This is a genomic window from Cupriavidus sp. KB_39, assembly GCF_052114485.1.
GTDB lineage: Bacteria > Pseudomonadota > Gammaproteobacteria > Burkholderiales > Burkholderiaceae > Cupriavidus.
In genome coordinates, this window is record NZ_JBFREV010000040.1 from 45,232 (window position 1) to 69,515 (window position 24,284).

Consider the following 24,284-nt stretch of genomic DNA (forward strand, 5'->3'; position numbering starts at 1 on the left):
CTACGTCCCGTGTGCGATAGCGATGAGGCGTTCAAGTGGATCAATATTCCGACGGTAAAGTGTCCCGGATTGACTGGCTGAGCCAGCTCCTGCAGATGATCGACATCACCGGGCAACTGCAGGTGCGCTGCGTGTACGGCGCGCCATGGCGCGTGGCCTGGGACGAGTCCGCCGCGCACGAGATTCCCTATCACATGGTGCTGAAGGGACGGGCCGTACTTGAAGATCCGCAGACGCGCACGGTCACGGAGCTGTTGGCTGGCGATATCCTGTTGCTGCCTCACGGCGCGGCGCATGTGCTCCACGATGGTAGCGGGCATGTGCCCGGGGCCACCTCCAATCGCCAGGGCTCCGCAGGCTGGACGCTTAGCGAGAATGACGGCAATGGCGAGCCCCTGGACATGCTCTGCGGACGGTTTTTCATCGGTCCCCCGCACGACCGGATGATTCGTGATTACCTGCCCGCAACGTTCGTGGTGCGGGCAACCGACGGCGGGGGTGCAGACAATGTCTTGTCCGCCACCAAGGATCTGGCAAGGCTGATGGGGCTCATGCGCATGGAATGCGCCACCGACAAGCCGGGCGGATACGCCATGCTTAACGCGTTGAGTTTTGCACTGTTCACACTGGTGCTGCGCGCGGCGAGTGAATCGCAACAGTCCCCGGCAGGCTTGCTGGCGCTTGCCGGCCATCCACGACTGGCCCCGGCGATTTCGGCCATGTTCGCGGATCCGGCCCGACCCTGGAACCTGGCGGAGCTCGCCGAGCTGTGCAGCATGTCTCGCGCTACATTCATGCGGCATTTCCAGTCAAGTCTTGGGCGGTCGGCCAATGACCTGCTGACCGATATCCGGATGAGCCTGGCGGCCAACGCGCTGAGAAAGCCCGGAGCGACCACCGAAGCAGTGGCTGACTCGGTCGGCTACCGGTCCGTGGCGGCATTCCGGCGCGTGTTCACCGAGAAAATGAGCATGACCCCAGGGCAATGGCGCCGCCTGGCACGCCAGGGAACGTGATGCGCGCCGTGTTGATCCTTTTGCGCAGCTTATTGCGCCGATGCAGTCTCGAAATCGGTATTGCGTAGAGCTAGATTGAAAGCTCAAGCATCCGAGCAATCTGAATGGAAAATCAAATGAGAACTCTTGCACACCAGCTTCGGCTGCAGATCGCCGAAAAGGGCGTTGAATCGCTGTCTCTTCTGGCCCCCCTTAGATGGACGCTCGTCATCGTGTTCCTCTGGTTCGGCGGCATGAAGTTCACTGCCTACGAAGCCAATGGCATCGCGCCGTTTATCGCCAACAGCCCGATCATGAGCTGGATGCACATGCTGCTAGGCGTGCAAGGGGCGAGTTACGCAATTGGGATACTCGAACTGTCCACCGCGGTGGCGCTGATTCTTGGCGCGTTCCGGCCCATTTTCTCGGCATTGGGCGCTGCCATGTCGGCGGCAACCTACCTGATCACGCTTACCTTCTTCTTGAGCACTCCCGGTGTGGCGGAAGTGACGGCGGGGGGATTTCCAGCCATCTCAGCGATGCCGGGTCAGTTCCTGCTCAAGGATCTTGTCTTGCTCGGTGCCTCGGTTTCCCTGCTTCTGGCGTCGGTCGCGGGCCAAGGGCGACTGGCAAGACCGGTCGATGATCTCGAACAGACGACGGCATGATGCGCCGACCTCCGCTTCGGGCGCGGTTGCAACCCCTAGCAGGAGGCCCGACGCCGCAGGGGATGGCGTGGCGAACCACTTCGATAGCGGCGATGGCGCCATGCCGAAATCCATCGCCTCCCGGGCGATCCGGGTATCGGGGGCGCCGTCCGGCAGCCTGAGCAGTATCGCCAGGCCCGCGGCTGTCCACGCGGCATCGCGGAGACGCAACTGCTCGCACAGCGCTTCACGTTGCGTGGAGTAAAGCCGCTTGAGACGGCGGATGCGACGGATGTAGTGGCCATCGCGCATGAACTGAGCCGTGGCGAGTTGGATGATCGGTGTGGGCGCAGGCGCAAGCGTTGCGGTGACCTCTGAGAACGGGGTGATCAGTTCCGCCGGCGCCACGACGAATCCAAGCCGCAGAGCCGGGCTGATGGTCTTGCTAAATGTGCCGATATGAATGACCCGGCCGGCTCCGCTCAGCGATGCCAAGGCGGGAGCAGCCCGGCCATCGAGCTGCAGTTCGCTGAGGTAGTCGTCTTCGATAATCCAGGCGTCGCTGGCAGCCGCCCATTCAAGTAGCTGCAGCCGTCGCGTCAACGACAGCGTCGAGCCCAACGGCGCTTGCTGCCCGGGCGTCACGACGGCCAACGCGGCATCCGGCGCACGCTCGATGCCATATTCGACGTTGATGCCCTCGGCGTCCACGGGTACCGGAACGGCGGTCAGGCGTGCAAGCTCGAGGGCCTTGCGGGTGACCATGAAGCCGGGTTCTTCCATCCAGGCCTTTTTGCCGTCCAGCCCCAGCACCCGCAGTGCGAGACCCAGGCCAGAGATGTAGCCAGAAGTGATGAAGACCTGATCAGGCAGGCAGTGCAGGTTTCTGGAAATGGCGAGATAGCTTGCAATCTCCCGACGCAGTGCGAGCTCGCCACGGGGATCGGGATATATCAATGACGAGAACGTGCCCGTTTTCAGTAGATTCGAAGAACGCGCGCGTGCGAAAAGCCGGTCAGGCAGCCCTTCCAGCGCCGGTATGCCGACCTGAAAGACAGCCGGTCCCGTGTTCATCTGGAGATAGGTACTCATGAATGACCCGGGCCGCGGCGCTTTTGGCTGGGCCACCGGTACGCGTGGCCTAGGCGCGACGCGGGTGCCCCGTGCACCGAAGGTTTCGATGATCTGCGCGTCGGACAAACGTTCGTACGCCGCTTGTACCGTGCCGCGCGCTACACCGAGGCGCGCGGCCAGGTCTTGCCATGAGGGCAGCCGGGTGCCAGGGGTGAGCACGCCCGAGTCTATCGCCCTGGCAATGCTCAGGCGAATCTGCTCCGACAGCGGAAGCTTGGCATTCCGGTCGAGACGAATTTGCAGCCTCGAATCCATATTGTCAGTACACAAGGTAGTTGAAAGTTGGCAGGAGACGGAAAGTGGTACGTATCGTCACGGACGTGCATCAGAGCCGAATCACCAGTACTTGGGCGAACACCGAGGTGGAAGTCTTCGAATACGGCGAGCTGCAGGACGTTGCCCGCCCGATCGGATCGCGGCGCGTGAGCCTGCGCGCAGCCTTGCGTGAGACCGGCGGTCGTATCGAGGCGCGCTACAAGCCATCGCAGTCGCTTGCCGACTGCTATCGCGGAAGCGACCACCTCAGCCTCATCGAGCAGGGCGGCGAGGCGTACGGCTATACCCGGTTTATTCGCGGCTTTCGCTGTGTGGCGATCCATTTCGACGATGCGCTGCTGGGCGAGGCTTGCGGCGTCGCCAGCGCGGCGGCCAATTTCCCGTCGCGCCTGATGTTCGAGAACAAGCCGATCTGGGCCATGGCCGACCGTCTGGCACTGGCGTGCGTCACGCCACGCAACGCGCAACAGCTCTACTGCGAAAGCCTCGTCGGCATGCTTGCCGTGGAAATTGCAGGACTGGGGACCACCGCGCCGCTGCTGAGCTGCAAGGGCGGACTCGCGCCGTTCAGGTTGCGCCGCATCCTCGACTACATCGAAGACCATCTTGGCGACAGTATCGCCATCACGGAACTGGCGGCGATGGCGGAAGTCAGCCTCCCGCATTTTATGCGGGCCTTCCGCGCCTCCACAGGCGAAGCGCCGTTGCGCTTCATCATGCGGCGACGGGTAGCCCATGCCACGCGGCTACTGTTAGAAACTAGTAGGCCGCTGGCCACTATTGCGAATGTCTGCGGCTTCGCGGACCGCTCGCACATGACTACGTGCTTCCGGCGCATCGCCGGCAATACGCCAGCGCGCATTCGTCGCGAACGCTCGTGAGTAACATGGCAAGGCCACGCGTAGGTTCGATATGGAGAAAGGGGCGGCGGCGGCGTCATGGCAGGAAGTTGTGTTGTGCATGATGGCGTGGTTGCCGATGGTATGCGAAGACGTTGGCGGGCTGTAGGCCCCATCGTCATTTAGCAGCACACTCGTGAACAACGTGATCAAGGAAGAAAACGCCAGCCAGCCCCGCCAGTCAATCGATAGTGGCAAAGAGTGGAAAGTGTGCTGCGGTATTTGTCAGAAGTGGCGCTGTCGGGTAGCGCCCGAATGCGGCATACGGAGTGGTAGCACCAGCGTCTAACGGGCGACCGGGCGGAAGCTGAGACCGTCGCAGAACGACCGTGGATTCAACGCGTCGCTGGGCGACGGCAGCTTTGAGCGTTTGGTAAAGCGCCGCGCGCGGCGGCAGCGCGGATCTTGGGCAGCAGTGGTCGCTAAATCCGGACGTGGTCCTTCCGAGGACTCAGCGACAGCGGCCGCGCTGAATCCGAGGGGCTCGAACCCGGAGGATTCATTGACAGCCCAGCCGCCCGGACCCTGCCCTTATCAGTCGTCGCCGATGCTGATCACGACTTTGCCGAAGGGGCCGCGAGCAAGATGTTCAAATGCCTGCACGGTCTCGTCGAAGCGATAAACGCGATCGATGACGGGCTTGATCTTGTGCGCATTGAGGAACACGTTCATGCGCTCAAAGGAAGTGCGCGGCGCGACCGCGATCCCACGAATCGTCGTTTGCCGGAAGATCAGCGGCATCAGATCGAGAGCGCTCGTCTGCCCCGTCAGGAAACCAACTTGGGCTATCACGCCTTGCACCTTGGTGGCCGCAACAGACTCGTTGATCCCGTTCCCACCCGCGACGTCGATCGTCACGTCTGCTCCCAGGCCATCGGTTAGTTCGAGTACCTTCGCCGACCAGTTCGGATGCGTCCTGTAGTTGATCCCTTCAACCTTGTCGCTATTGAGCAGCGCCTTCACTTTCGCGAGGTTCTCGTCCTTGCTCGACGTGACGATCACGCGTGCGCCATGGGCAATGGCGATCTGCGCCGCGAAGATCGAAACACCTCCCGTTCCTTGCACGAGTACCGTTTGTCCTGACTCCAGGTGGCCGACGTCGGTAAGCGCATACCACGCGGTCAATGCAGCGATCGGCAGGGTCGATGCTTCCGCGTCGGTCATCGACGCGGGCGCTGGCACCGCGCTGTCTTCGTGGAGGATCATGAATTCGGCGAGTCCTCCCGGCAACGGCATCCCGAGGCAATATGCTGGTTCGTTGGGGCCGGGCGCACCATCGATCCAGTGCGAGTACAGCGTCGAGTTCACGCGGTCACCGACCTTGTAGCGGGTTACACCGTCGCCGATAGCGACCACCGTGCCGGCTGCGTCCGACACGGGAATCAGCGGCTTGGGTACGCTCGAAGGCTCATAAATACCATCAACGATAGCCTTGTCACGGAAGTTTAGCGATACCGCCCCGACCTTCACTAGAAGCTCGCCCGGCCGTGGCGTGGGTGTTTCCACCTCGCCAGCGCGTAGGTTAGGGAGACCGAAATCGTGGAGAAGCCATGCTTTCATTTCACACCTCATGTTCGCTGCAACGGCGGACGCCATCGTGCTAAAGAGTGTAATTTCGTCTATGCGGTTGATTTAGGGGATAAAATTCCATAGATTCCATCCAGTGATTCCAGAATTGATTATGGACGATCGTTTTGCTGGCATTCGTGAGTTTGTTGCCGCTGTCGATCACGGCAGCTTTACCGCCGCCGGCGAGGTGCTAGGCCTCACCGGTTCTGCCATCGGCAAGAACATCTCGCGGTTAGAGGGGCGGCTCGGGGTGCAGCTGCTGCACCGGACGACGCGCCGCATTGACCTGACGACCGCAGGCGAGACTTTCCTGCTCACGTGCCGACGCATTCTCGAAGATCTGGACCAAACAGAAGCCTTTCTGTCGACGGGCCACGAACAACCTATTGGTCGCCTGCGCGTCGATCTTCCGACGACTTTTGGCCGCCGGCACATCGTGCCTGCACTGTTGAATCTGACTGGGCGATTTCCGCGGCTGGATCTTGCCGTCACGTTGCAGGATCGGACAGTGGATCTCGTAAGCGAGGGTGTCGATCTCGCGGTGCGTATCGGCACCCTCGATGCATTTCCGGATCTCGTTGCGCGCAAGCTTGGCGAGCAGAGGCTCGTTATTTGCGGCGCGCCCAATTACCTGGCACGAGCCGGCGAACCGATGCAGCGCGACGATCTGCTCATACACGATTGCTTGATCGGATGGCGTAGCAACGTACGGTCCGGCTGGCTATTGGCAGATGCGGCGAGCGGCGGCGGAGCCGCTTACTTCGATGTGCGAGCGCGTCACGAGTTGACGGACGGAGACGCCTTACTGAACGCGTGCGTATCGGGCTGCGGCCTTGCCCAGCTTCCCGGGTGGCTGGCGCGAGATGCTCTGAGCACGGGCGCACTGCGAGAAGTGCTGCCGAGCCTGTCGACGACAACACCGATTCATGCGATCTGGCAGAAGACACGACACCTTCAGCCGAAAGTCAAAGTCGCTGTTGATGAATTGGTGCAACTCGCTGTGTTCGAAAAATCGGTGTTCCAACCTTAATAGCCAGAGCACTGTCGCTGCGGCATCGGCGAGCAAGGCGGACGTGTCGGAGGCGAATGTCCGTTCGCGGGTTCGCACCGCCCATCGGATGTCTGATGCCAGCGCGCCATCAATGTCGCTTGTTGGCCGAGGTCGTGTGGAAACTTCGAGAGGGTCAGCGCGGGCGCGTCCACATGCTGTGGTGCCTGAAGTTGCCTTTATTCGGTCCATACAGTGTTGATTTGGCCGAACCGCAATAATGCCTCGTTGGTGTCGACGCTCTCCGTGCGGACGTAAAAAATCGTCAAGAAGGGCTTATGCCCCCGCCAGCTTTACCGCTTTCATCATTCTGGCAATTCCTAGCACCGCTATTACCCGCTTGAGATTGTAGGCGAGCGCGTGTAGGCTCATCTCCGTACTCACATGCTCTAACGTCTTCGTTAGAAAGTGCGTCGACCCCATCCAGTGTTTAAGGGTGCCAAAAACGTGCTCAACGGTACGTCTCCGCAACGTCATTGCATCGGGCATGCGATCGAGCCTTTTCTGCATCCGCTCAAGCACCGCTTCATGCTGCCATCGACGAATGCGCCGATAATCTGTGCTGGTGCATTGCTTTCGTATTGGACACTTGGGACAGGCGCTGGTCCAGTACACATGCAGCTTTAAGTTGTGCTCGACCGTAGTGAACCTATGGATCGCTCTCTCGCCCGCCGGGCACTGATATTCATCGTCCTTTGCCACATAGATAAAGTCTGCTTTGCCAAACCGTCCGTCAGCCTGGGCGCTCGACGTCATCGGCTTTGGTACGAAAGGCGTGACGCTCATGTCTTCGCATGCCCTGATCTCGGGTCCATTGAAGTACCCACGATCGGCAAATGTCTGAAGTTTTTTTCGGCCCATGGCTTCAGGCGCAGCCTTTGCCATCTTGCTCAATTGGGACCGGTCACTGCCGACGTTAGTTACCTCGTGCGCGACGATCAGGTGGTGCTTGGCATCAACGGCCGCTGAACGTTGTACCCTACAACCCCCGTCCCCTTGGCTTGTGAGATCATCGAGCGCGCATCAGGATCTGTGAGTGATAGCTGCTCATCGGGCTCGCACCTCAATTCTTCCTTAATCCGATCCAACTCCCGCACCGGGTGGCGCAACTTCTTGATTTTCTCTTGCAGCCTCGCCGTCTTTGCCTCAACTTCAGTCGGCTGGGTTCGATCGGCGGTCTCCAGGGCGTCGAGATACCGCTGGATGCTTTGCTCGATCTGCTGCTGGCGCTTGTCTATCTTGCTCGGCGTGAAATTGCGGTCCCGACTGTTGCTGCTTTGAACTTGCTGCTATCGATGGCCACGATTGCCTGTGAGAACAACTTCAAATCCCGGCAAAGCGAGACGAAACGCCGGCAAACGTTCCGAATCCCTAGACCGTTGTCGTGACGGAAGTCCGCAATAGTTCTGAAATCCGGTGCAAGCCGCCCAGTCAGCCACATCAATTCGACGTTGCGCTGAGTCTCGCGCTCCAGTCGGCGGCTCGACTGGATTCGGTTTAGGTAGCCATAGATATAAATCTTCAGCAAGATCGACGGATGATATGCAGGTCGACCAGTGGAAGCAGGCGCCGCGCCTTTAAATCCGAGCTTGTGCAGATCCAGCTCATCAACGAAGGCGTCAATGACGCGTACAGGATTGTCTTCGCCGATGAAATCATCGAGGCACTCCGGTAGCAGCGTAACTTGCTGTCGATCTTCGCCTACGATAAATCGCTTCATGAGCTGCCCCGCGCTGACAAGTTGATTCAGTTTAGGCGAAGCACTTGCGTTTTCACACAGAATCGGCCGAATCCGGAAGTCCGCCGGCCACCAGGCGTCACTGCAGGGCCGGACTTCCGTAGCCGACCCGAAGCGGTTTGTCGGTCTTCTCGAGAACGGACAGTCGTCGACAACGGCTTCCCACCTTTAACCGGGGCTGTATGGCAACGCGGGAGCTATTGGCCGGCCACCCACGCACGACCAAGGATATTCATTGCTAACTCCTCAAGGGCGGCGCAACAGGGCTCGATGGACAGGTTCGCTTTTGGGCCATGGCTGGCAGCTCAAGGGCCGCCTTGACGCATTCAAATGGCGGCTTCCACCGCCTTGGTCACGACTTCCCAGGCGGCAGCGATAGCTTGCTCGGCCGCAGCCACGCTTATAGCGTCATACGCGGTAAAGACGTCCCTGGCCGCACGAGCAGAGACCTGGGAAAGAATGGCACGGTCTTCGTCTGTGAGACCGTTTTCGGGATCCCCGATGATCATTGCGTTCTGTAGTAGCAACGCCGCCTGCATAGGAGCGACTCGCGACAATACTGAAAAGTCGTCCTCCAAGACGGACTTCATTGACTTCAGTGCCTCATCGACGATTGCTTGCGTGTTGAAGGCCATGCTGAGCTCCCCTGGTATATCATTTTCTGCGGGTCTCTGATCCCTGCTTCAGTCTCAGTTCATATGCAAGAAGCGAAGAGGTTTCAGCGGCATAGGCGTTTCGCCAAACCATGATTTGCGGGTCGAGCAGCCGGCCCTGATTTTGGTGAGCCTTACGTTGTTGGATCAAATTGGCTTCAATGTTGTCGAAATTGGACGTTAGCATCGTCGCGGATCCGTCCGCCAGGGTCAACATCCGAAGTCGTAACGAATAAATGTCAGCATCCATTTGGTCATAAAACGCCTCGTTTATTTCGTAATCTCCGGCTCTTCTGGTTTGGTCATTTGGAGAGCGATTCGCGCCCAATAAGCTCACGGAATGCGCATACAGGTCGCGCTGCATTTTGGATATGAGCTGGTCCGAAACCTGATCGTAAGCGAGCGGCACGCACGCGCACAGCAGCAGTGGTAGCGCTGTCAGCCATGCAAAGGAGGGATGTCGAGCACGCCGCAAAGTACTACTCCCGCTGCAATATAGATAAGGCAGAGAACAACTCTGGATCACGTAGAAATACCCGCCCGCCAAAACGGACCGGCGGGCGGTTAAAGCAATACGGCCGCCCTCATCTTAGGACGCAAACACTTCCCACCATTCTCCGGGTTTCCCGAAGAACGGCGCAACAACCCAATTCGCGGCATCGGCGGAATCGGAAACATATCCGGGGATCGCGCTGCTTACCGTCGACCGCTGGACACCTGCCTGTGTCAGGCTACTCCAATAGCCGATTTCTGTGGTGCAAACCAGATTGGTCGTGGTGGCATACCAAATGCTGTTGCCACCATAGCCGAGGAAATAAACAGCAAGCGTCGGCGTGTTATTCGAATCGGTATACGTGACCACGTTGAAGCTGTTCTCTGTGGTGTAGTACTGGATGGGTCCTGCACCCGCACCGAATGTATTGTAAGGGTTACTTACGATACCCGGCGCGCTCCAATCGCCGCTGCCGTTGCTGCCATTGCTGCCGAGGTACTGCCGGTAGGCGATGGTCCAGGCATTGGCAACGTAGAAGAGATAAAGGCTGCCATTGAAGATCACGGCCACGGGAGGAAGCGTGCCGTTGTAGGAGGAGAACGAAACGCTGTTGTCATTGAACCCGGGAATCTCCTGATCGCCTTGCCATGTTAATCCAGCGCCCGACCCGCCGGTGCTCCTGTTGAACCAGATGGCGTTCCCATTGTCCTTCGCTGTGTGGAAGTAATAGATGCTATCCTCATAAACCACAGGCGAGGGATAGAAGGAGGCGCCAGAATTGGGCACATTGATATTCCCGCTCCAAGAGCCGTCGCTCAAGCACGAGTAGTATGTCCAGCCCCCTCCTTGATAGAACACATACAGGTCATTGTTGAACGCGACGGGGCCCATAGGACTGGGGCTCCATCCCAGGATCGAATCGCCGTCCGAAAGTGCCGCGCCTGTGGACCAGGTAATTCCATCGGTAGTGGTGTTGTAGCACAGCGCGCCCGTTTCATTAACCTCATAGGTGAAGCAGTAGAGCGTGCTGTTGAATTCGATCAGTGCAGGGACGCTGTTACCCATATACAAGGGCAGCATTGGCGCAAACGGAAGCAGCACCGGACCCATAAACCCCCAGTTGCCTCCAGGCGTGGTAGCGGCATAGCCCACGACACCGCCATTATTACCGGCACTTGGAACCAATCCCGTCATCACGAGCTGTCCGTTAAACGTAGTGACTGAGACGCCGTTCTTCGCGGCTAACTGCCCCATGACGGCTGGCGGCGTGTACTGACTGCCATCGGTGCTGGTGACGTTATAGAGTTGAGCGCCGTCGTCGAATATCACAATGATCTGACCATTGTAGACAAAGGCACTGGGAGTCGCGCTGATCTCGACCAGGTAATCGGTTGGCGCTGTGAGGGAAACTTGTCTGTCGCCTTGCCAGTTTCCCGCGGCATCCATCATGTTGTAGCAAAGGTCGCTGCTATTGAATGTGCTCCCGGACGTCGGCCCCTGGTGAAAAACATAGAGGCAATTGGTGGATGGGAGGACAATCGCAGACGGAGAATTCGTAATATTCGTGACATTCGTCCCGGAGCCTACGGCACTGCCAGTATTCGGGATCAGGGTGGTGCTCCAGTCCGTACCGTTGGGTGAGGAAATACAATAGAGGGAATAACCGTCGCCGCCGGTGATGAACACATTGAGGGTTGCAGGATCGCCGAATACCACTGCCGAAGGGTGGTTGCCCGCGGATGTCGCTGCACCGTTCATCCCGTTAACACCGCTCCACGTGGTGCCATCTGAAGACGTGATGAAATTGATGATGTTTGATGAGGACTGCGGGAAGAACACGTACAACAGATCGTTGAATACAACGGCGGATGGGGCAGATTGGCAGTCCGTAATGCTGGGCAGGCCAGTCGCGGCCACCCATGTCCCACTGCTGTCGATGTATTGGCAGCAAAGCGTGGTGCCGGAATTGTAGAAGCAGTAGGTGTTGTTGTTGAAAATGACCGGCGACGGAGCGTCGTTCATTTCCTTCTCGAGCTGCGCCGCGGCGTAGTTGGAACAAAGATCCGAAGCGAGCGTGTTGACGAAGCCGTCCACCACATGTTCGACGACACAAACCGCCAGATCTGTTGGCGTCAACGGGGGACCAAAGAGGAATAGCAGGGGACCTTGCATGGAACTCTCCTAGAGACGTGAGCCGCACCGCTACGGTGGCGCCTCACGTTTGCTTAACTACGACAGCACGGCGAACCCTCGCCAGTGACGTGTTCTACTAATCTCGATGCCCTCCCTATGCGAATAGAAATCTTGTGGACGAAGCTGAAGCACCCAAGGCTGAGTCGCGCTGAGCCCGGGCGGCGTCGTGAACGTGTTTTCGTGCCTACATTGGCGTACCGCGTGGTGCATTGAAGCTGCCGCGTCACTCCCGCTCGCTCCTTCCTGTGTGCTCACCGCCGGGCGCTGTGGGTGCAATAGGTTGTGTCGTAAAGTCGTCGGGCGCCGAAATCCGGTTCGAGGATGCACTGGATGACGAGGCGCTGGCTGCGTTGGACGCAGGCGCGCCAGGGGAGTCCGCCATGGGGACAGAGCGAGCAGGTGGCAGCGGCCCCTCCGGATTGAGCTTTTTGATGGCTGCTGAGATAAACAGGAGGATCGTTTCCGATGCGAAGCCGCACGCGAAAGCGAGAATCACGGAAGTCCTGGCCGAATCCGGTTCAAAGATGTGGTAGGCGACGATAGCGATAAGAGGGGCGGAGAACACCTGCATGACTTGCAGTACCAGGTACTCGCGTCCTTCTTCAGGGGTGATGGAGTCGGCTTGGCCCGGTATCAGGCGTTTCTGGCAGCGCGGGACGCTCCGCGTCATGCTGATTGCTGCGCCCATCAATGCGATTATCACGAAGTACAGCGGTACCACCACACCCCCACGAACCTGAACCGAGGCCCACTTTGTGCCCAGTGCGGCAGGGGTCGCAGTCGCAGCGCTTTCCAATAGACCGAGCACCGTCTGTGCGTGTCCACTGCTGACTGTCAAGGGATCAACACGCTCGACAACGCCGCCAATATTGACAATCCATTGGTCTGTGTGCGCGCTGCAGGCTAGCTCCTTCAGCACGGTTCCCTGATCGGCGGCATTCTTGCAGCCTGGCGTGACGCCAACGGGGCTGGCGATCATAAGGCGCTGCAGCTCCGGGGCAAGGGGAAAGACGACAAACGGCAGCAGACAGCCGATTATCATCAGCCCCGTGGTCAGGTAGCAAAAGACGATCACACCGCGGATCTTCCTGGGGGAGATCGTGATCCCACTGAACAGGTACAGGAACCAACCGACGACGATCATTGGCACCAATCCTCCGACTACGACCATAACGTGGGTTACGTATGTGGCGTCGGAATGCGTGTTGTTCGACGTGGATGTTTGCGTGAGTTCTTCTGCTGCGGACAAAAGACCGAACGAGCAGACGGCAATCAGGCTGATTGAGGCAATCAGTATTGCCGTTTGTCGCGACCGAATTCTGAGCATCGTACGCATAGCTGCATAGTCTCCAACTGGCCGGGATCGTTGCCGCAACTAAGCACATCGTGCGTAGCCGCCCCCAACATGTGGGCTAAAGCCTAGCTGCCATGCCACTACGCGCAAGGCGACCCGCCCAGGTGAATTCGGGCATATTCATGAATAGATGCAAAGAACGACGGCGAGTGTCCGGCCGCCGTTCGGCCGCGTGGGCGCTGACGGAGCCTTATGTCAGCATGCGTACGCACGACGCTGCCGTCCCGCGGAAGGTCTTAGCAGCCGACGCCCTTTGGTCAAACGGTGCACTCGTTCACCAATCCGAGGAAGACCGCGGCTGTGGCGGTCTGGAGATGCAGCGCCACCTTTGCCCGACTACGATTAACCGCCATGCTGGCCCAGGTCCGAATGGGCAGGTGCTGTCTCGTGCTGTCTCGTGCTGTTGGACAAGTCAGCACCCACGCCGGTCCGAGGGTAGGCGCTGGTGAGCGTTATCTCTGCTTTCGTGCTTTCGTGCTTTCGCTCGCGATCGGTCGCTAGAGGCGTCCGACCGCCTCATGGGGCGATTATCTGACAACGAAGATATAGACCTCGTTGTTGTAGCGGGATTGATCTCGGCTGACCGTAGTGTCCATTTCTGCGCGTTTGCACATAAACGTCACCTCATTGCGGCAAAGAAGATCAGACGACGCAATTCGTGCGAGAAGCGCGTTGCTGTTGCTTGAAGAGCACGGTTGGGGCCGATTTTCCCGCCTGACAGCCTGAACGTGCCACATTGGTCGTCGAAATCCTGGCGTCGAAGCGTCATCGTACGCAAGTGCGCTGATTCGTGAGAGGACATGATGGCTGCGTGCTTTTGGAAGACGGCCAGCGGTTGACTAGCCTTAGCGACAGCAAACGGATCTAGTTCTGCAAATCATGTCGGTAGCTATTAATAGGCTTCGCCGACGCCGAACTAATAAATTGCGAATTATTTCAGCCGCGCTGCGGTTGACACGTCGCGCGCGGAAATCTCTTTGCTCTTTGCAATAGTCGTTGCTTAGAAGCAGGTGGCGCTTCACCAGATGGTAATCGGGGATCTGCGCCAGCAGCCCGCTTGCACCAGGTTCCAACTGGCAAGACGCGCGATCTCTTCCACTGCATGGAAATGAGGAAGGCCAGGAGGAACCCATGGATCTTGTCACATTTGTTCGCGCGACGGGCGTCAAGGAACCTAGCGCATCGATATGGTTGGCGCCAATGAACGGCGCTATGACTCGTTTCTCGATTGACACGCTTGCCCGACAGGCCGCTTTTCTTGCGCAAACCTCATACGAGAGCCGCTGCTTCCCAGTCCCCCCCGTGGAGGAGAGTTTCAACTATTCGATATCGCGGCTGGGAGAGGTTTTCCGGCACCTGACGCCGCAGCAATGCGAGAGCATGGGTCGTAGGCCGGGGGAGAGTGCGGTCCCATTGGCAAGGCAAATACTATTGGCGAGCACGGTCTACGGCAATCGCCAGGGCAATGGACCAGCGTCGACGCAGGACGGATGGAAATACCGCGGATCAGGGCTTATTCAGTTGACGTTCCGCGACAACTTTAAGGCAGCCGGAGATGCGCTGGGAATGGATCTGGTGTCGAACCCAGATTTTGTGCGGGAAGATCCTACAGTAGCGGCGCTGGTTGCGGGCTGGTACTGGAGCCAACATGGTTGCAATGAGCTGGCGGACCATGGCGATTTCTTTTCGATCACCGCGAAGATCAATCCCGGAATGGAAGGGGAGGTGGATCGCGCGCGCGCATTTGCAATGGCGACACACGCTATGGCCTAAGCGAGATTCGTTTTAGGAAATGGGAACGCCATAGCCGGCGAAGCGTTGCGAATGCTATTCGGTGATGGAAACTGGCCAATGATGATCCGGTCGATGAGGCGTACATAACCCTTCTAGAGCTTTGGATTGAATATGCAAGACTGGCAGATTTCAATTCTGGGCAGTCGGTCATTCGCTGCGGCAATAGAGGAAGACGAGTTGATCGGTTTCTTCACGTTTTCGGAGGAGGAGATTGATTTCATCAACAACCACCGGGCCGCGTTCCGCATTCCCATTGCATTCCATATTGGCTTTCTGCGCTTAACGGGGACACACCCTGAGAAAGCGGCCGCCATCCCAGAATTTCTGCTAGCACACTTCAGCACCGCTCTAGGGTGGGTACCTGGCACGGCTACGGTGCTCCAGGATTTCTACTCGCAACGCCCGCGAACGATGTTAGATCATCAGGCGGAGGTTCGCACTTTAACGGGGTGGAGATCCTTTAGTGATAGTCGTCTCGCGATGGTCGCCGCAGACTGGCTCGATCGTGCGACGTTGGAGCCGTGCGAAACGAATCGATTGGTTGTTCAGTTCCGCATATGGCTGTATGAGAACAGGATACTGATTGTCAGCACACGGAGGATCCGATCCCTGATTTCAAAAGCATATGAGGCGAAACTGCGCGTTTTGCATCGAGCATTGAGCGCTAGGTACACTTCAGAATTTTACATGCAGTGGCACAAGAGATTGAGAACGGAAGCGCACGATAAGGTGGCATCGTTCAACAGATTGCGAAAAATAGTGGCACAAAGAGATAACATCCGTGCATCAATATCTGAACTCCATGCTATTGCCGAGTACCTTTACCTGGCGGGTGTTGCGAAAGACTGGCCCGACATCGTCCATTCGGATACCGTTGCGCAGTTCGCCCTGCGATACGCGTCGCGGTCGTTTTCACAATGTGCGAGGACTACCTCCTCTGTTCTAATGCTGGAGGTCATCTGCTTTCTTCGATACGCTCTTTGCTGCGTGGTCGATCTCATGCTCGAGCAAATGTGCGAATGGGCCGCGCGCGCGAAGGCCGCTGCGGAGTCCGCTGCGGACATTGAGCGAAGCGGTTACGCCTCCTCGCGAACTTTTGCGTCTTTCGTTCTCGGCTTGTCCTCTGACCTGAGTCGACCCGCAGCAGAGACATATCCGTTGCTGCATGCCATGGCGAAATCAGAGCTGAAGCGCCTGACGGCAAGTCGCGGGGACCGCGTTCGAGCTTTGCTTATGGAAAGGGCCTCCTCGGTACGCGCAGTCCTATCCCGAATCGTGCAGCTCGATTTTGCTTCAGTGACTGAGAATTCCGTCATCGAAGCCATCCATATTTTGCGCGACGTATATCGTCGTCGAGGGACAGAGCTTCCTCGCGAGGTAGGTTACGTTCGAACGAGTGGATGGAGAGGCCCAGTGGCCGATGTGGACCGCCGGCGTGCCCTCCTTGCATTCGAGTGGGCAACACTGTTCGACATACGTTCGGCGCTGATCCACGGTGCCCTATGGGCAGAAAATAGTTCGAAGTTTAGCTGCCGGCGTGACGAGCTTCGACGGCTGGCACGCGAGTCACTATTAGAAGTATGGGGCGCCACCGTGTCGGCTCGCGCTGATCGCCATCAGGGGGGGCGCTCGCTATGCGGATGATCGGAGTGCAGTCTAAGAGGCCCACAGCCTTGAACCGTGCGGCACGGATACGCGTCGGGAATGGAGCTAGACGACGGGGATAGTAGGGCGTGCGCTGGGCCGTTCGCCGATCGGTTCGAACGACCGTTCTTGGGCCGGCAAGCGACCGGTCGCCGGCCTTCAGGTTGTCACACTTCAGTTTGCTCGGCCATTTCGAGGGCATCGTCAACCTCGATGCCGAGGTATCGAACGGTGCTTTCCAGTTTAGTGTGACCCAGAAGCAACTGTGTGGCGCGCAAATTCTTGGTGCGGCGGTAGATCAATGCGACTTTGGTGCGTCGCATGTTGTGTGTGCCGTAAGCTGTATCGTCAAGGCCGATGGAGGCAACCCAGCCATGGGCTAATCGAGAATACTGCCTGGTGGACAGGTGCGGCGATGAAAGCAGTCTGCTGGGGATTAGGAAGTTCGTTGGCTTCAATCCTCGATCCTTGATCCAAGCTTCCACGCTCTCACGATTCGGGGCGGTGATCTCGAACTGAACGGGTCGCTGAGTCTTCTGTTGCAGTACCGTCGCTCGCATGGCCACTTGGTTACCATGGCAGATGTCTTGCACGCGAAGACAAGTCAAGTCGCACGCTCGCAGCTTGCTATCAATCTCGAGATTAAACATAGCTAGATCGCGGATGTTTGCAGACATCTGCAGTCTCGTGCGAATAGCCCAGACCTCGCTGAGTTTCAATGGCGGCTTTTGTCCGGTAAGCCATTATTCCACGGCACACGATAGCGAACAGACGAATTCACTAATTCCATGACGATCTCCTTTCAGACGAAGGCTGCGCTTGGGGTCAAGTACACGTGGAAACGCCACAGCTCTCATATTTTTTTATATCGTCATCGAAAAATTTAACTTCTACGGCTGGTCCCGACGCGTCAAACTTAGTACTCCAATTTCAACTAACTTTGGTGGCGGGCGAGCTGACGCCGAACAATTGGGGTTCGCGATGACGATTCGTCGTACGTTGGCGGGGGCCAAATGTGCGGCTTTTTTAGCACTTGTCACGTGGGGCGGGCAGTGCAACGCACAGGTTTCTACCGAAGAGGCGAACGCGAGCAATAATCCGCTCAACCCCGCTCCGTCGCTCAATTTGCAAAATTACTACACGCCACGCTTGTTTGGGAGCGACGCCCATACAAATGACTTTCTGCTCCGGGGTACGCTGCCCATTCTTCCCCGCGGCTTAGTCGGGGTGCCGCAAATCCTGCGTGTAACCGCACCGTTGAGCACCCGCCTCGATCGGATGGCACATACGATACGGGGCTTGGCGACATCAATCTGTTCGATATATTTCTGCTCAAGCAAACTGGCGTGCAAGTTGGCGTGGGACCGTTGCTGACCATGCCCACTGCCACGGATGCGAGCTTGGGGACCGGGAAATGGCAGGCGGGCGTCGCCGCGGTGATCGTCGATCCGACACCTGCCCGGTTGATTGGCGCATTGATCCAGTGGCAACATTCTTTCGCTGGGCAAAGCAGCCGACCTGCGGTGCAAGGCTTGACTGTCCAGCCATTTGGCATCTTTAACCTTCCAGGTGGTTGGTACATTCGGTCCACAGGCGTGTGGAGCTTCGACCTCCAACGTGGGAGTTATTACATCCCAATCGGCATGGGTGCAGGCAAGGCATGGAAAGAGGGGAAAACTATCTTCAACGCCTTTATCGAACCCCAGTACACGGTGGCACACGACGGCAATGGCGTTCCCCAGTGGACCGTGTTTGCAGGCCTGAACATGACATTCGGGAGGTAGGGCATGAGCTCGCCAGCTGACCACCCGTCTAATATGGAGCGCAGAACGTGATGACGAGAATGACAAAGATGGTGCTCGGCACCCTCATCCTGATACAGTCCTTGCATTCGTCGTGGGCCGCTCCGCCAGCCGCAAAGGGGCCGAATCGAGAGCTTGCAGAACGCATGATGGAGAGGCGTGCCGTTGAGGCGGTTCTCTGGGGCATGCCAGCGGTCAACTTCCAGTTGATGCTGGACGCATTCCAAAGGCTTGGCGGAGCGTCTAACCAGGTCGCGTACTGGTCCCGACCGCTAAATTGGAAGAACCAAACACTCACACCCAATCCGGATACGATCTATCTCATGCCGTTTTACGATGTACGGCAAGGGCCCATGGTTCTTGAAATTCCGCCGGCCGAGGATGGCTCAATCACCGGAAGTATCGACGATGCGTGGCAAAACGCGCTCGAGGACGTGGGTCCGGCCGGCGCGGACAAGGGCAACGGTGGCAAATACCTCATCATGCCACCCGATTACAAAGACGCCGTTCCCGACGGCTACCGGCCCGTTCGGTCCGATACGTATCGTGGCTTTGCCATTCTTCGCTCGAATTTGCAATCGGGCAGCGATGCCGACATCGAGAAGGCAGTTACGTATGGAAAGCGCATCAAGTTCTACCCATTGTCTTCTGCCCACGAGCAGACCAAGTTCGTCGATGCCTATGATCAGGTCTTCGATTCAACCATCCCCTACGATGCGACATATTTCGACGCACTTGACCGCTTCGTGCAGGCCGAACCTTGGCTGACGCGCGATAAAGTGATGATCGACATCCTGACATCGATTGGCATTCGGCAAGGCAAGCGTTTCACCCCTGACGCGAAGGCGAATGCCATCCTTGCGTCGGCAGCGCGAGAAGCACGCGCGTACATTGATGTCCAATACGAGAAGGTCTTCATTCCGCCATTCAACGAAGGCACGCATTGGGCTTTGCCGGCGTCTTCCGAAGTTGCCGAAGGGATGCCGAACTTTTTTGCGAAGCCGGATAGTTATCCTATAGATGGGCGCGCTATTACGTACTCGATGGCCTACTTCAGCGCGAAGCAGATCGGAACAGGCCAGTTCTATCTGATGACTATCAAGGACAAGAATGGAAACAGGCTCGATGGCCGGAAATCCTATCGGCTGACCGTACCGGCAAACGCGCCGGTCAAACTCTATTGGTCAGCCACGGTCTACGATGGACGCACCCACGCGCTGATTCGCAACATGCGCTGGGCGAGCCGCTCCTCTACGACCCCTGGCCTGCGTTCAAACGCTGATGGTTCTGTCGACATCTATTTCGGGCCGACTCCACCCGCGGGCAAGGAAATCAACTGGATTCCCACGAGCCGGGCCGGACGTTTCGAGGTGCTTTTCCGGCTGTATGGGCCTGAAAAACCGTTCTTCGACAAGACGTGGAAGTTACCGGATCTCGAAGTGGTCAATTAAGGGGCCCGTCCACTCGGCACAAGGGTCAATGGCTCCTGTTGAGACGTCCACCATGGCCTGTGTTTGTAAGGTGGCGATGGAGCAGCGGTGGCGACTGTCCGACGCAGAGTCGGGTGTAGAGGTTAAATACGGCGGCGCCATGTGGAATCTGCCAGTTGTGATGGACCGCTATCGATCCCTTAGCGGACGATGGGGAGATCCGCACGGCTTACACCGGTACGAAGGCTCATGTCGGCCGGCGGTGCGCGTCGCGCTACCAGTTGTATTTGACACCGATCGCCGCTTTGCCCCCTAGATAGCCGCCGGAACCCGTTTCGACGCCGGCGCTGCCCCATACCGACGTCCGCCGTGTGATATTCCCTTGGACGCCCGCTTTCACTTCGTAGCGGTTTGCCGGCAAGGCATCGCGCACCACATCGCTATTGAATTGCAGCGTCTGGGACCCGGGACCGTGCCACCAGTTGAATTCGGCGAACGGGCGGTAGCGTGGCAGGCCCTCATCGTTCATCACGTTGCCGTGCAAGCGCACACCGAGCCGGGTGGTCAGCCAGTCATCGCTCGCGGAAGTCACCACGGTGCCGCCGGCTTCGGCATGGTCGCCGGCGCGGTAGCGTTGCAGCACGACCTGCGCTTGGGGTTCGACATAGACTTGCGTGCGGCCGCTATCGCGAATCAGGAACGAGTATCCGCCCTCGAGCGAGCCGGTGAAGGTGTGGGAGCGATATGACTCGGATGGCAGGCCGTCACCCATCACCGTGTTGGTTTGCGTGCCCAGGAGCAGCCAGGTATCGACATAGGGACCGGAAAGGATGTCGGGACGGCCGTACCATGTGCCATAGATGCCGCCCTGATAACCGTCAACGGTGCCACGCGCGCCAATGATGCCATTGTCGGTGCGGCTGGATGTACTGCCGTATAGGCCCATGACACCGAGGCGGATGCTGCCGTCTTTCCCATCGGCGAATCGCAGCACGTCGCTACCAGCGTGGACGATGTAGCCGGTATTGGCGCCGTGCAAGCCATTCGCCCCGTCGTGGTGGCTGGTGGCTCCCATCGCGCGCGCCCATGCCGACGAGTCGCCGGGATGGTCCGAGTCGGGGTCGCGCAGCCCCGGTGCTTGGCCCTGGCGTTCATGCAGGGTATGGACGGGCATTGTCGCGGCGGCCTGCCTGTTGCCGAGATAGGCGCCGACTTCGGGGCGGTAAGCGGGGGCGGCTGGGAGAGTGTCCGATACCGTGGGTAGGGTGGTGTCCTGCGGCGCACCAGGATTCAACGGGTCCTCCGGCACCGCCGGGTGTGTATCCACAGGCGTGGTGTTGCCGGCGTCTGTCCGAGAGATCAGGTACCAGTCCTCGGCGATGCCCCCATTGCCGCCACGCGCCAGTAGATAGTCGTAGGCGCCAACTGCCAACGAGCCAATGCCCTGCCGGTATCCGTCCGAAGCCGGGTCCAGATGAAATGCGCCATCGGCCGTGGTGGCGCCGTCGCGCGTTTCCACGACGCGGATGCCCTGGTTGGTCAATGCGCCGCCGCCGCCCGCCGACTTCACGACAAGTCCGGTCTGACCCGTGCCGTCGCCGCCCTCCAGCACAAGCCTGTCGGTGCGAGAGTCGTCGTCGCCCATTACCGTACGGATCACGATGCGACCATCGTCGCCAGCGTAGCCGTCCCGAACGATCAGGGTGTTGCCAGGTATGCTGGTGGATGGGCCCGCCAAGATCACGATCCCGCCGTTGGTGGCGCCACCTGCCAGCGTCAAGGTGCCGGTGCCGCCGACACCGACGTTGTCCATCTGCACGGTCCCGCGGATGTCGGTGCCGCTTTCGGCGACCACGCTGGTGCTGCCCTCGCCGCGCAGGATGCCTCCTTCATCGACGTGAATCCGTCCGGCGAAGTCCAGCGAACTGCCGTGCGTCAGCGTCAGCGTTGCCGCGTCTGTGACGTGGAACTGGTTGTCGGCTGCAGTGTTGCCACGGAGGAAGGCGATTTGTCCATCGAACACGCTCTGTCCTGCGGCGGCACTAGCCCGCACGTTCACGGTGTCGTTGCCGGAAGCCATGTTGACTGTGGTGTCGCGCAGCGTCGCGTCCGCGATATTGAGGGTGTCATTGCCGGCCCCAAGGTCGATGGTCGTCCGCCCTGTCGTGCCCAGCACCGTTTGCTTGTTAAGGTCGATGGTGTCGTCGCCGGCGCCCATGCGTACGGCTGCCGCCGTGGCGGTTCCGACCGCATGCAATGTGGTGCCGTGTAGCGTAAGAATGTCGTTGCCGGCGCCCATATCGATGGAGGCGCCCTCGGTCAGGTCGATGCCCGGGCCGCTGGAGGGGTCCGCATGCGCCACGAAGGTGTCGTTGCCGCTAAACATGTCGACGGTGCCTCCCAGTAGCCTAGCGCCGTCTGCGAGGATCATCGTGTCGTTGTACTGGCCGAAGGAAAAGTTGATGCCCGAGGCTGTCGAACCTTCTCGGAGTTCCACGAGGTCGTCGGGGTTGTCATGGGCGGAGCTGTCATTCTGGCTGCCCGTCAGGTGCGCGCTCCATTTGTCGCCCGTCTGCGTCTCGTACATCTTGACCATGTTGCCCTTTGCATGGCCGACGATACTGACACCGGGCAGCACGATAAACTGGTCCGCGCCCTTGCCCAGCTCGACATAGCCCACAGCCTGGCCGTTCTCGTCCGCATAGACGGTGTCATCGCCGTCACGGGTGGAGAAGTACCCGCCGTTGAAGATGATGTTCGAGAGATTGAAGCGATCGTGGGTGTACGGGTCGAGGCGGAACCCGCCCGAGGTGACCATCACATGGGCGTTCGTGCCGAGCAGGTAGTTCGATCCGTTATTGCTGTAGTTGCCGTTGTTGGTGAACATGATGTAGTTCTTGCCCCACGGCGTGCTGGAGGTACCGCGCAGGGCGACTTCGAGCGTGGCGTTGTCGCCGATGATGAGCTGGTAGGGTGGATTCTTTATGTTCGGGTTGTACAACAGGATATTGGCTGCGGATTTTGCGGGGTCTGACAGGATGTTGGGGGTGACGTCGCCACCGCCGCCGGTGATCTTGCCGGTCACGCCGTCGAGCACGATGATCCGGCCGGTATTGCGGTAGTAGCCCCCGGCGAAGTTCAGTTCGCCGCCGTTCTCGCGGAACACGTTGTCACCGCGAATCTGCGCAGCGAAGTTGCCGTAGGTGCCCGTCGCGTTGGGAACCCATGTCTTGTCTCCCTGCCCGCCCAGGTAGGTCTGATAGGTGCCGTTGTCGTAGTAATAGGTCCCAAGCTCCTGCCACGACGGCAGTGCGGCATGCGCCACCGGTGCTGCGGCAATCAGCATGGCACCCGTGAGCAACGACGTGGCCTTCCTATGCGACGTGGCGATTTCGCTGACGGCGACCCATGTGTCAAGGGCCGCATTCCAGACGGTATGGAAGATCTTGTTCATGGCTTCTCCCTCGATGCAGTGATTGGGAACACTGAAAGTATGGAAATCGCCGGAAGCCGCCAAAATAAGGGAACCACGATTTTCGTGTCAGGAAACCACTACACTCCCTTCACCACGCCGCGCGTGCCGGGTCATCTAACGGAGTGTCGAATGGGCCGCATTGTTATTGCTGATCCACATCCCCTGATACGGCAGGGCGCCCGTTTGCTGCTCGAGCGAGCGGGGCACGAGGTGCTCGCGGAAACCGCCGATGGACTAGATGCCATCCGTCACGTTCGCCAGTTACAGGCAGAGATCCTCATCCTGGAGTTCCGTCTCCACCGCCTGAATGGCCTGGAGGTACTACGCCGCCTGCGGCATTACGCCAGCGCGGTACATAGCCTGGTTTACAGCGCGATCGACAGTGCGGCTTCCATTGCGCTGGCCACGGAAGCCGGCGCCGCCGGCTTTGTCAGCAAAGCCGGCGCGCCCGAAGAACTTGTCGCAGGCGTGCGGGCGCTCGGTTTGCGTCGAACTTACTTCCCGATGTCGGAATCTGCCGGCGCGGCGCCATCCCCGGAAGCCGAGCGTTTGCTCGCGTTGTCTCCTCGCGAACTGACCGTGATGCGCTACCTGGCGGAGGGCATGCGCATGACCGAGATCGCGGAACGGTTGCTGCTAAGCGATCGAACCATCGGTACCTACAAGACGCGGTTGATGAAGAAGCTGAACGTGCGCACACTGATCGAACTCGGCGAACTCGTGCGGCGCTATGAAACTGGTGAAGCGGCAGGACAGGTCAGTGGTGGCGACATGTCATCGTCAGGGGGAATGGAAATGCGCAGCGTGGTCGATGCGTTGCCGGTGCCTGCGACGCTGCGTGATAGCGCAGGACGTGTGCTCTATGCGAACGATCGGGCGCGTCTCGCGGCAGGAGAACATGCGGAACTGACGGGAACCTCGCTCGAGGAAGTGCTTGCCCAGTTCAGCAACGATGCGCGCCAGTCGGAACTTCTAACCCGGCGTTTCACGGAAGCGGTGAAGCACGATGCTGCATACGGTCTGGAGTGGGGAGGCATCCGCGACGACGGCAGAGTATTCCTTGCCCACCATTGGGGTGCTCCTGTCCACAACGCTGATGGCGAGAGGGTCGCCATGTTATGTGGAACCATCGATGTTACG

The 24,284-nt window shown here is 58.9% G+C and carries 14 protein-coding genes and 4 pseudogenes; 9 read left to right on the forward strand and 9 right to left on the reverse strand.

Going from position 1 to position 24,284, the window contains the following annotated elements; all coding sequences use genetic code 11:
- Positions 1 to 59 precede the first annotated feature (59 nt).
- Both AB4Z27_RS23940 and AB4Z27_RS23945 read left to right on the forward strand, forming a co-directional pair.
- Complete coding sequence (locus AB4Z27_RS23940) at positions 60 to 1,016, forward strand: cupin domain-containing protein (RefSeq protein ID WP_441645433.1); 957 nt, start codon at positions 60 to 62, stop codon at positions 1,014 to 1,016.
- Between the two features lie 116 nt (positions 1,017 to 1,132).
- Entirely contained in the window at positions 1,133 to 1,663 is a 531-nt protein-coding gene (locus AB4Z27_RS23945) for a YkgB family protein (protein ID WP_441645412.1), read from the forward strand.
- Here the strand turns inward: AB4Z27_RS23945 and pdxR are convergent.
- A pseudogene (pdxR, locus tag AB4Z27_RS23950) lies at positions 1,625 to 3,031 on the reverse strand (MocR-like pyridoxine biosynthesis transcription factor PdxR); the annotation flags it as partial. The gene AB4Z27_RS23945 and the pseudogene pdxR overlap by 39 nt on opposite strands.
- A 44-nt stretch (positions 3,032 to 3,075) precedes the next feature.
- Between pdxR and AB4Z27_RS23955 the strand changes: the two are divergent.
- On the forward strand, positions 3,076 to 3,933 hold the full coding sequence (locus AB4Z27_RS23955) for a helix-turn-helix domain-containing protein (RefSeq protein WP_441645413.1): 858 nt from the start codon (positions 3,076 to 3,078) through the stop codon (positions 3,931 to 3,933).
- A 552-nt stretch (positions 3,934 to 4,485) separates the two neighbouring features.
- Here AB4Z27_RS23955 and AB4Z27_RS23960 read toward each other — a convergent pair.
- Positions 4,486 to 5,511, reverse strand: coding sequence for a zinc-dependent alcohol dehydrogenase family protein (locus tag AB4Z27_RS23960; RefSeq protein ID WP_441645414.1), 1,026 nt, complete (start codon positions 5,509 to 5,511; stop codon positions 4,486 to 4,488).
- Between the two features lie 121 nt (positions 5,512 to 5,632).
- Here AB4Z27_RS23960 and AB4Z27_RS23965 point away from each other — a divergent pair, with 121 nt between their 5' ends.
- Positions 5,633 to 6,550 carry a LysR substrate-binding domain-containing protein gene (locus AB4Z27_RS23965; protein WP_441645415.1) on the forward strand — a complete coding sequence of 306 codons (918 nt, stop codon included), beginning with the start codon at positions 5,633 to 5,635 and terminating at the stop codon, positions 6,548 to 6,550.
- 294 nt (positions 6,551 to 6,844) lie between these two features.
- On the opposite strand, the pseudogene AB4Z27_RS23970 reads toward AB4Z27_RS23965, so the two are convergent.
- The 5 genes and pseudogenes from AB4Z27_RS23970 to AB4Z27_RS23990 form a co-directional block, all read right to left on the reverse strand.
- Positions 6,845 to 8,288 (reverse strand): annotated as a pseudogene (locus AB4Z27_RS23970) (IS1182 family transposase).
- Positions 8,289 to 8,632: 344 nt separating this feature from the next.
- The gene (locus tag AB4Z27_RS23975; RefSeq protein ID WP_441645416.1) at positions 8,633 to 8,941 is read right to left on the reverse strand and encodes a hypothetical protein; all 309 of its coding nucleotides are present in this window, start codon (positions 8,939 to 8,941) and stop codon (positions 8,633 to 8,635) included.
- 19 nt (positions 8,942 to 8,960) lie between these two features.
- Complete coding sequence (locus tag AB4Z27_RS23980) at positions 8,961 to 9,323, reverse strand: hypothetical protein (RefSeq protein ID WP_441645417.1); 363 nt, start codon at positions 9,321 to 9,323, stop codon at positions 8,961 to 8,963.
- 225 nt (positions 9,324 to 9,548) lie between these two features.
- A complete protein-coding gene (locus tag AB4Z27_RS23985) occupies positions 9,549 to 11,624 on the reverse strand; it encodes a hypothetical protein (RefSeq protein WP_441645418.1) in 2,076 nt (691 codons plus the stop codon).
- Positions 11,625 to 11,868: 244 nt separating this feature from the next.
- Complete coding sequence (locus tag AB4Z27_RS23990; protein ID WP_441645419.1) at positions 11,869 to 12,981, reverse strand: hypothetical protein; 1,113 nt, start codon at positions 12,979 to 12,981, stop codon at positions 11,869 to 11,871.
- 1,149 nt (positions 12,982 to 14,130) lie between these two features.
- On the opposite strand from AB4Z27_RS23990, the gene AB4Z27_RS23995 reads away from it, so the two are divergent.
- Positions 14,131 to 14,772 carry a glycoside hydrolase family 19 protein gene (locus AB4Z27_RS23995; RefSeq protein ID WP_441645420.1) on the forward strand — a complete coding sequence of 214 codons (642 nt, stop codon included), beginning with the start codon at positions 14,131 to 14,133 and terminating at the stop codon, positions 14,770 to 14,772.
- A 132-nt stretch (positions 14,773 to 14,904) separates the two neighbouring features.
- On the forward strand, positions 14,905 to 16,437 hold the full coding sequence (locus AB4Z27_RS24000) for a DUF4158 domain-containing protein (RefSeq protein WP_441645421.1): 1,533 nt from the start codon (positions 14,905 to 14,907) through the stop codon (positions 16,435 to 16,437).
- 167 nt (positions 16,438 to 16,604) lie between these two features.
- Here the strand turns inward: AB4Z27_RS24000 and AB4Z27_RS24005 are convergent.
- Positions 16,605 to 17,227: pseudogene (locus tag AB4Z27_RS24005) on the reverse strand (tyrosine-type recombinase/integrase).
- A gap of 556 nt (positions 17,228 to 17,783) precedes the next feature.
- On the opposite strand from AB4Z27_RS24005, the gene AB4Z27_RS24010 reads away from it, so the two are divergent.
- The gene (locus tag AB4Z27_RS24010) at positions 17,784 to 18,221 is read left to right on the forward strand and encodes a hypothetical protein (protein WP_441645422.1); all 438 of its coding nucleotides are present in this window, start codon (positions 17,784 to 17,786) and stop codon (positions 18,219 to 18,221) included.
- A gap of 59 nt (positions 18,222 to 18,280) precedes the next feature.
- Positions 18,281 to 19,690: a DUF1254 domain-containing protein gene (locus tag AB4Z27_RS24015; RefSeq protein WP_441645423.1), complete on the forward strand. Its 1,410-nt coding sequence runs from the start codon at positions 18,281 to 18,283 to the stop codon at positions 19,688 to 19,690.
- A 253-nt stretch (positions 19,691 to 19,943) separates the two neighbouring features.
- On the opposite strand, the gene AB4Z27_RS24020 is transcribed toward AB4Z27_RS24015, so the two are convergent.
- Positions 19,944 to 23,123: an autotransporter outer membrane beta-barrel domain-containing protein gene (locus AB4Z27_RS24020; RefSeq protein ID WP_441645424.1), complete on the reverse strand. Its 3,180-nt coding sequence runs from the start codon at positions 23,121 to 23,123 to the stop codon at positions 19,944 to 19,946.
- Between the two features lie 150 nt (positions 23,124 to 23,273).
- On the opposite strand from AB4Z27_RS24020, the pseudogene AB4Z27_RS24025 reads away from it, so the two are divergent.
- Positions 23,274 to 24,233: pseudogene (locus AB4Z27_RS24025) on the forward strand (response regulator); the annotation flags it as partial.
- Positions 24,234 to 24,284 lie beyond the last annotated feature (51 nt).

Coding starts and splice junctions, on each gene's coding strand:
- AB4Z27_RS23945 (WP_441645412.1), top strand. CDS start 1,133: ATGAGAACTCTTGCACACCAGCTTCGGCTGCAGATCGCCGAAAAGGGC.
- AB4Z27_RS23960 (WP_441645414.1), bottom strand. CDS start 5,511: ATGAAAGCATGGCTTCTCCACGATTTCGGTCTCCCTAACCTACGCGCT.
- AB4Z27_RS23965 (WP_441645415.1), top strand. CDS start 5,633: ATGGACGATCGTTTTGCTGGCATTCGTGAGTTTGTTGCCGCTGTCGAT.
- AB4Z27_RS23975 (WP_441645416.1), bottom strand. CDS start 8,941: ATGGCCTTCAACACGCAAGCAATCGTCGATGAGGCACTGAAGTCAATG.
- AB4Z27_RS23980 (WP_441645417.1), bottom strand. CDS start 9,323: ATGCAGCGCGACCTGTATGCGCATTCCGTGAGCTTATTGGGCGCGAAT.
- AB4Z27_RS23985 (WP_441645418.1), bottom strand. CDS start 11,624: ATGCAAGGTCCCCTGCTATTCCTCTTTGGTCCCCCGTTGACGCCAACA.
- AB4Z27_RS23990 (WP_441645419.1), bottom strand. CDS start 12,981: ATGCGTACGATGCTCAGAATTCGGTCGCGACAAACGGCAATACTGATT.
- AB4Z27_RS23995 (WP_441645420.1), top strand. CDS start 14,131: ATGGATCTTGTCACATTTGTTCGCGCGACGGGCGTCAAGGAACCTAGC.
- AB4Z27_RS24000 (WP_441645421.1), top strand. CDS start 14,905: ATGCAAGACTGGCAGATTTCAATTCTGGGCAGTCGGTCATTCGCTGCG.
- AB4Z27_RS24015 (WP_441645423.1), top strand. CDS start 18,281: ATGACAAAGATGGTGCTCGGCACCCTCATCCTGATACAGTCCTTGCAT.
- AB4Z27_RS24020 (WP_441645424.1), bottom strand. CDS start 23,123: ATGAACAAGATCTTCCATACCGTCTGGAATGCGGCCCTTGACACATGG.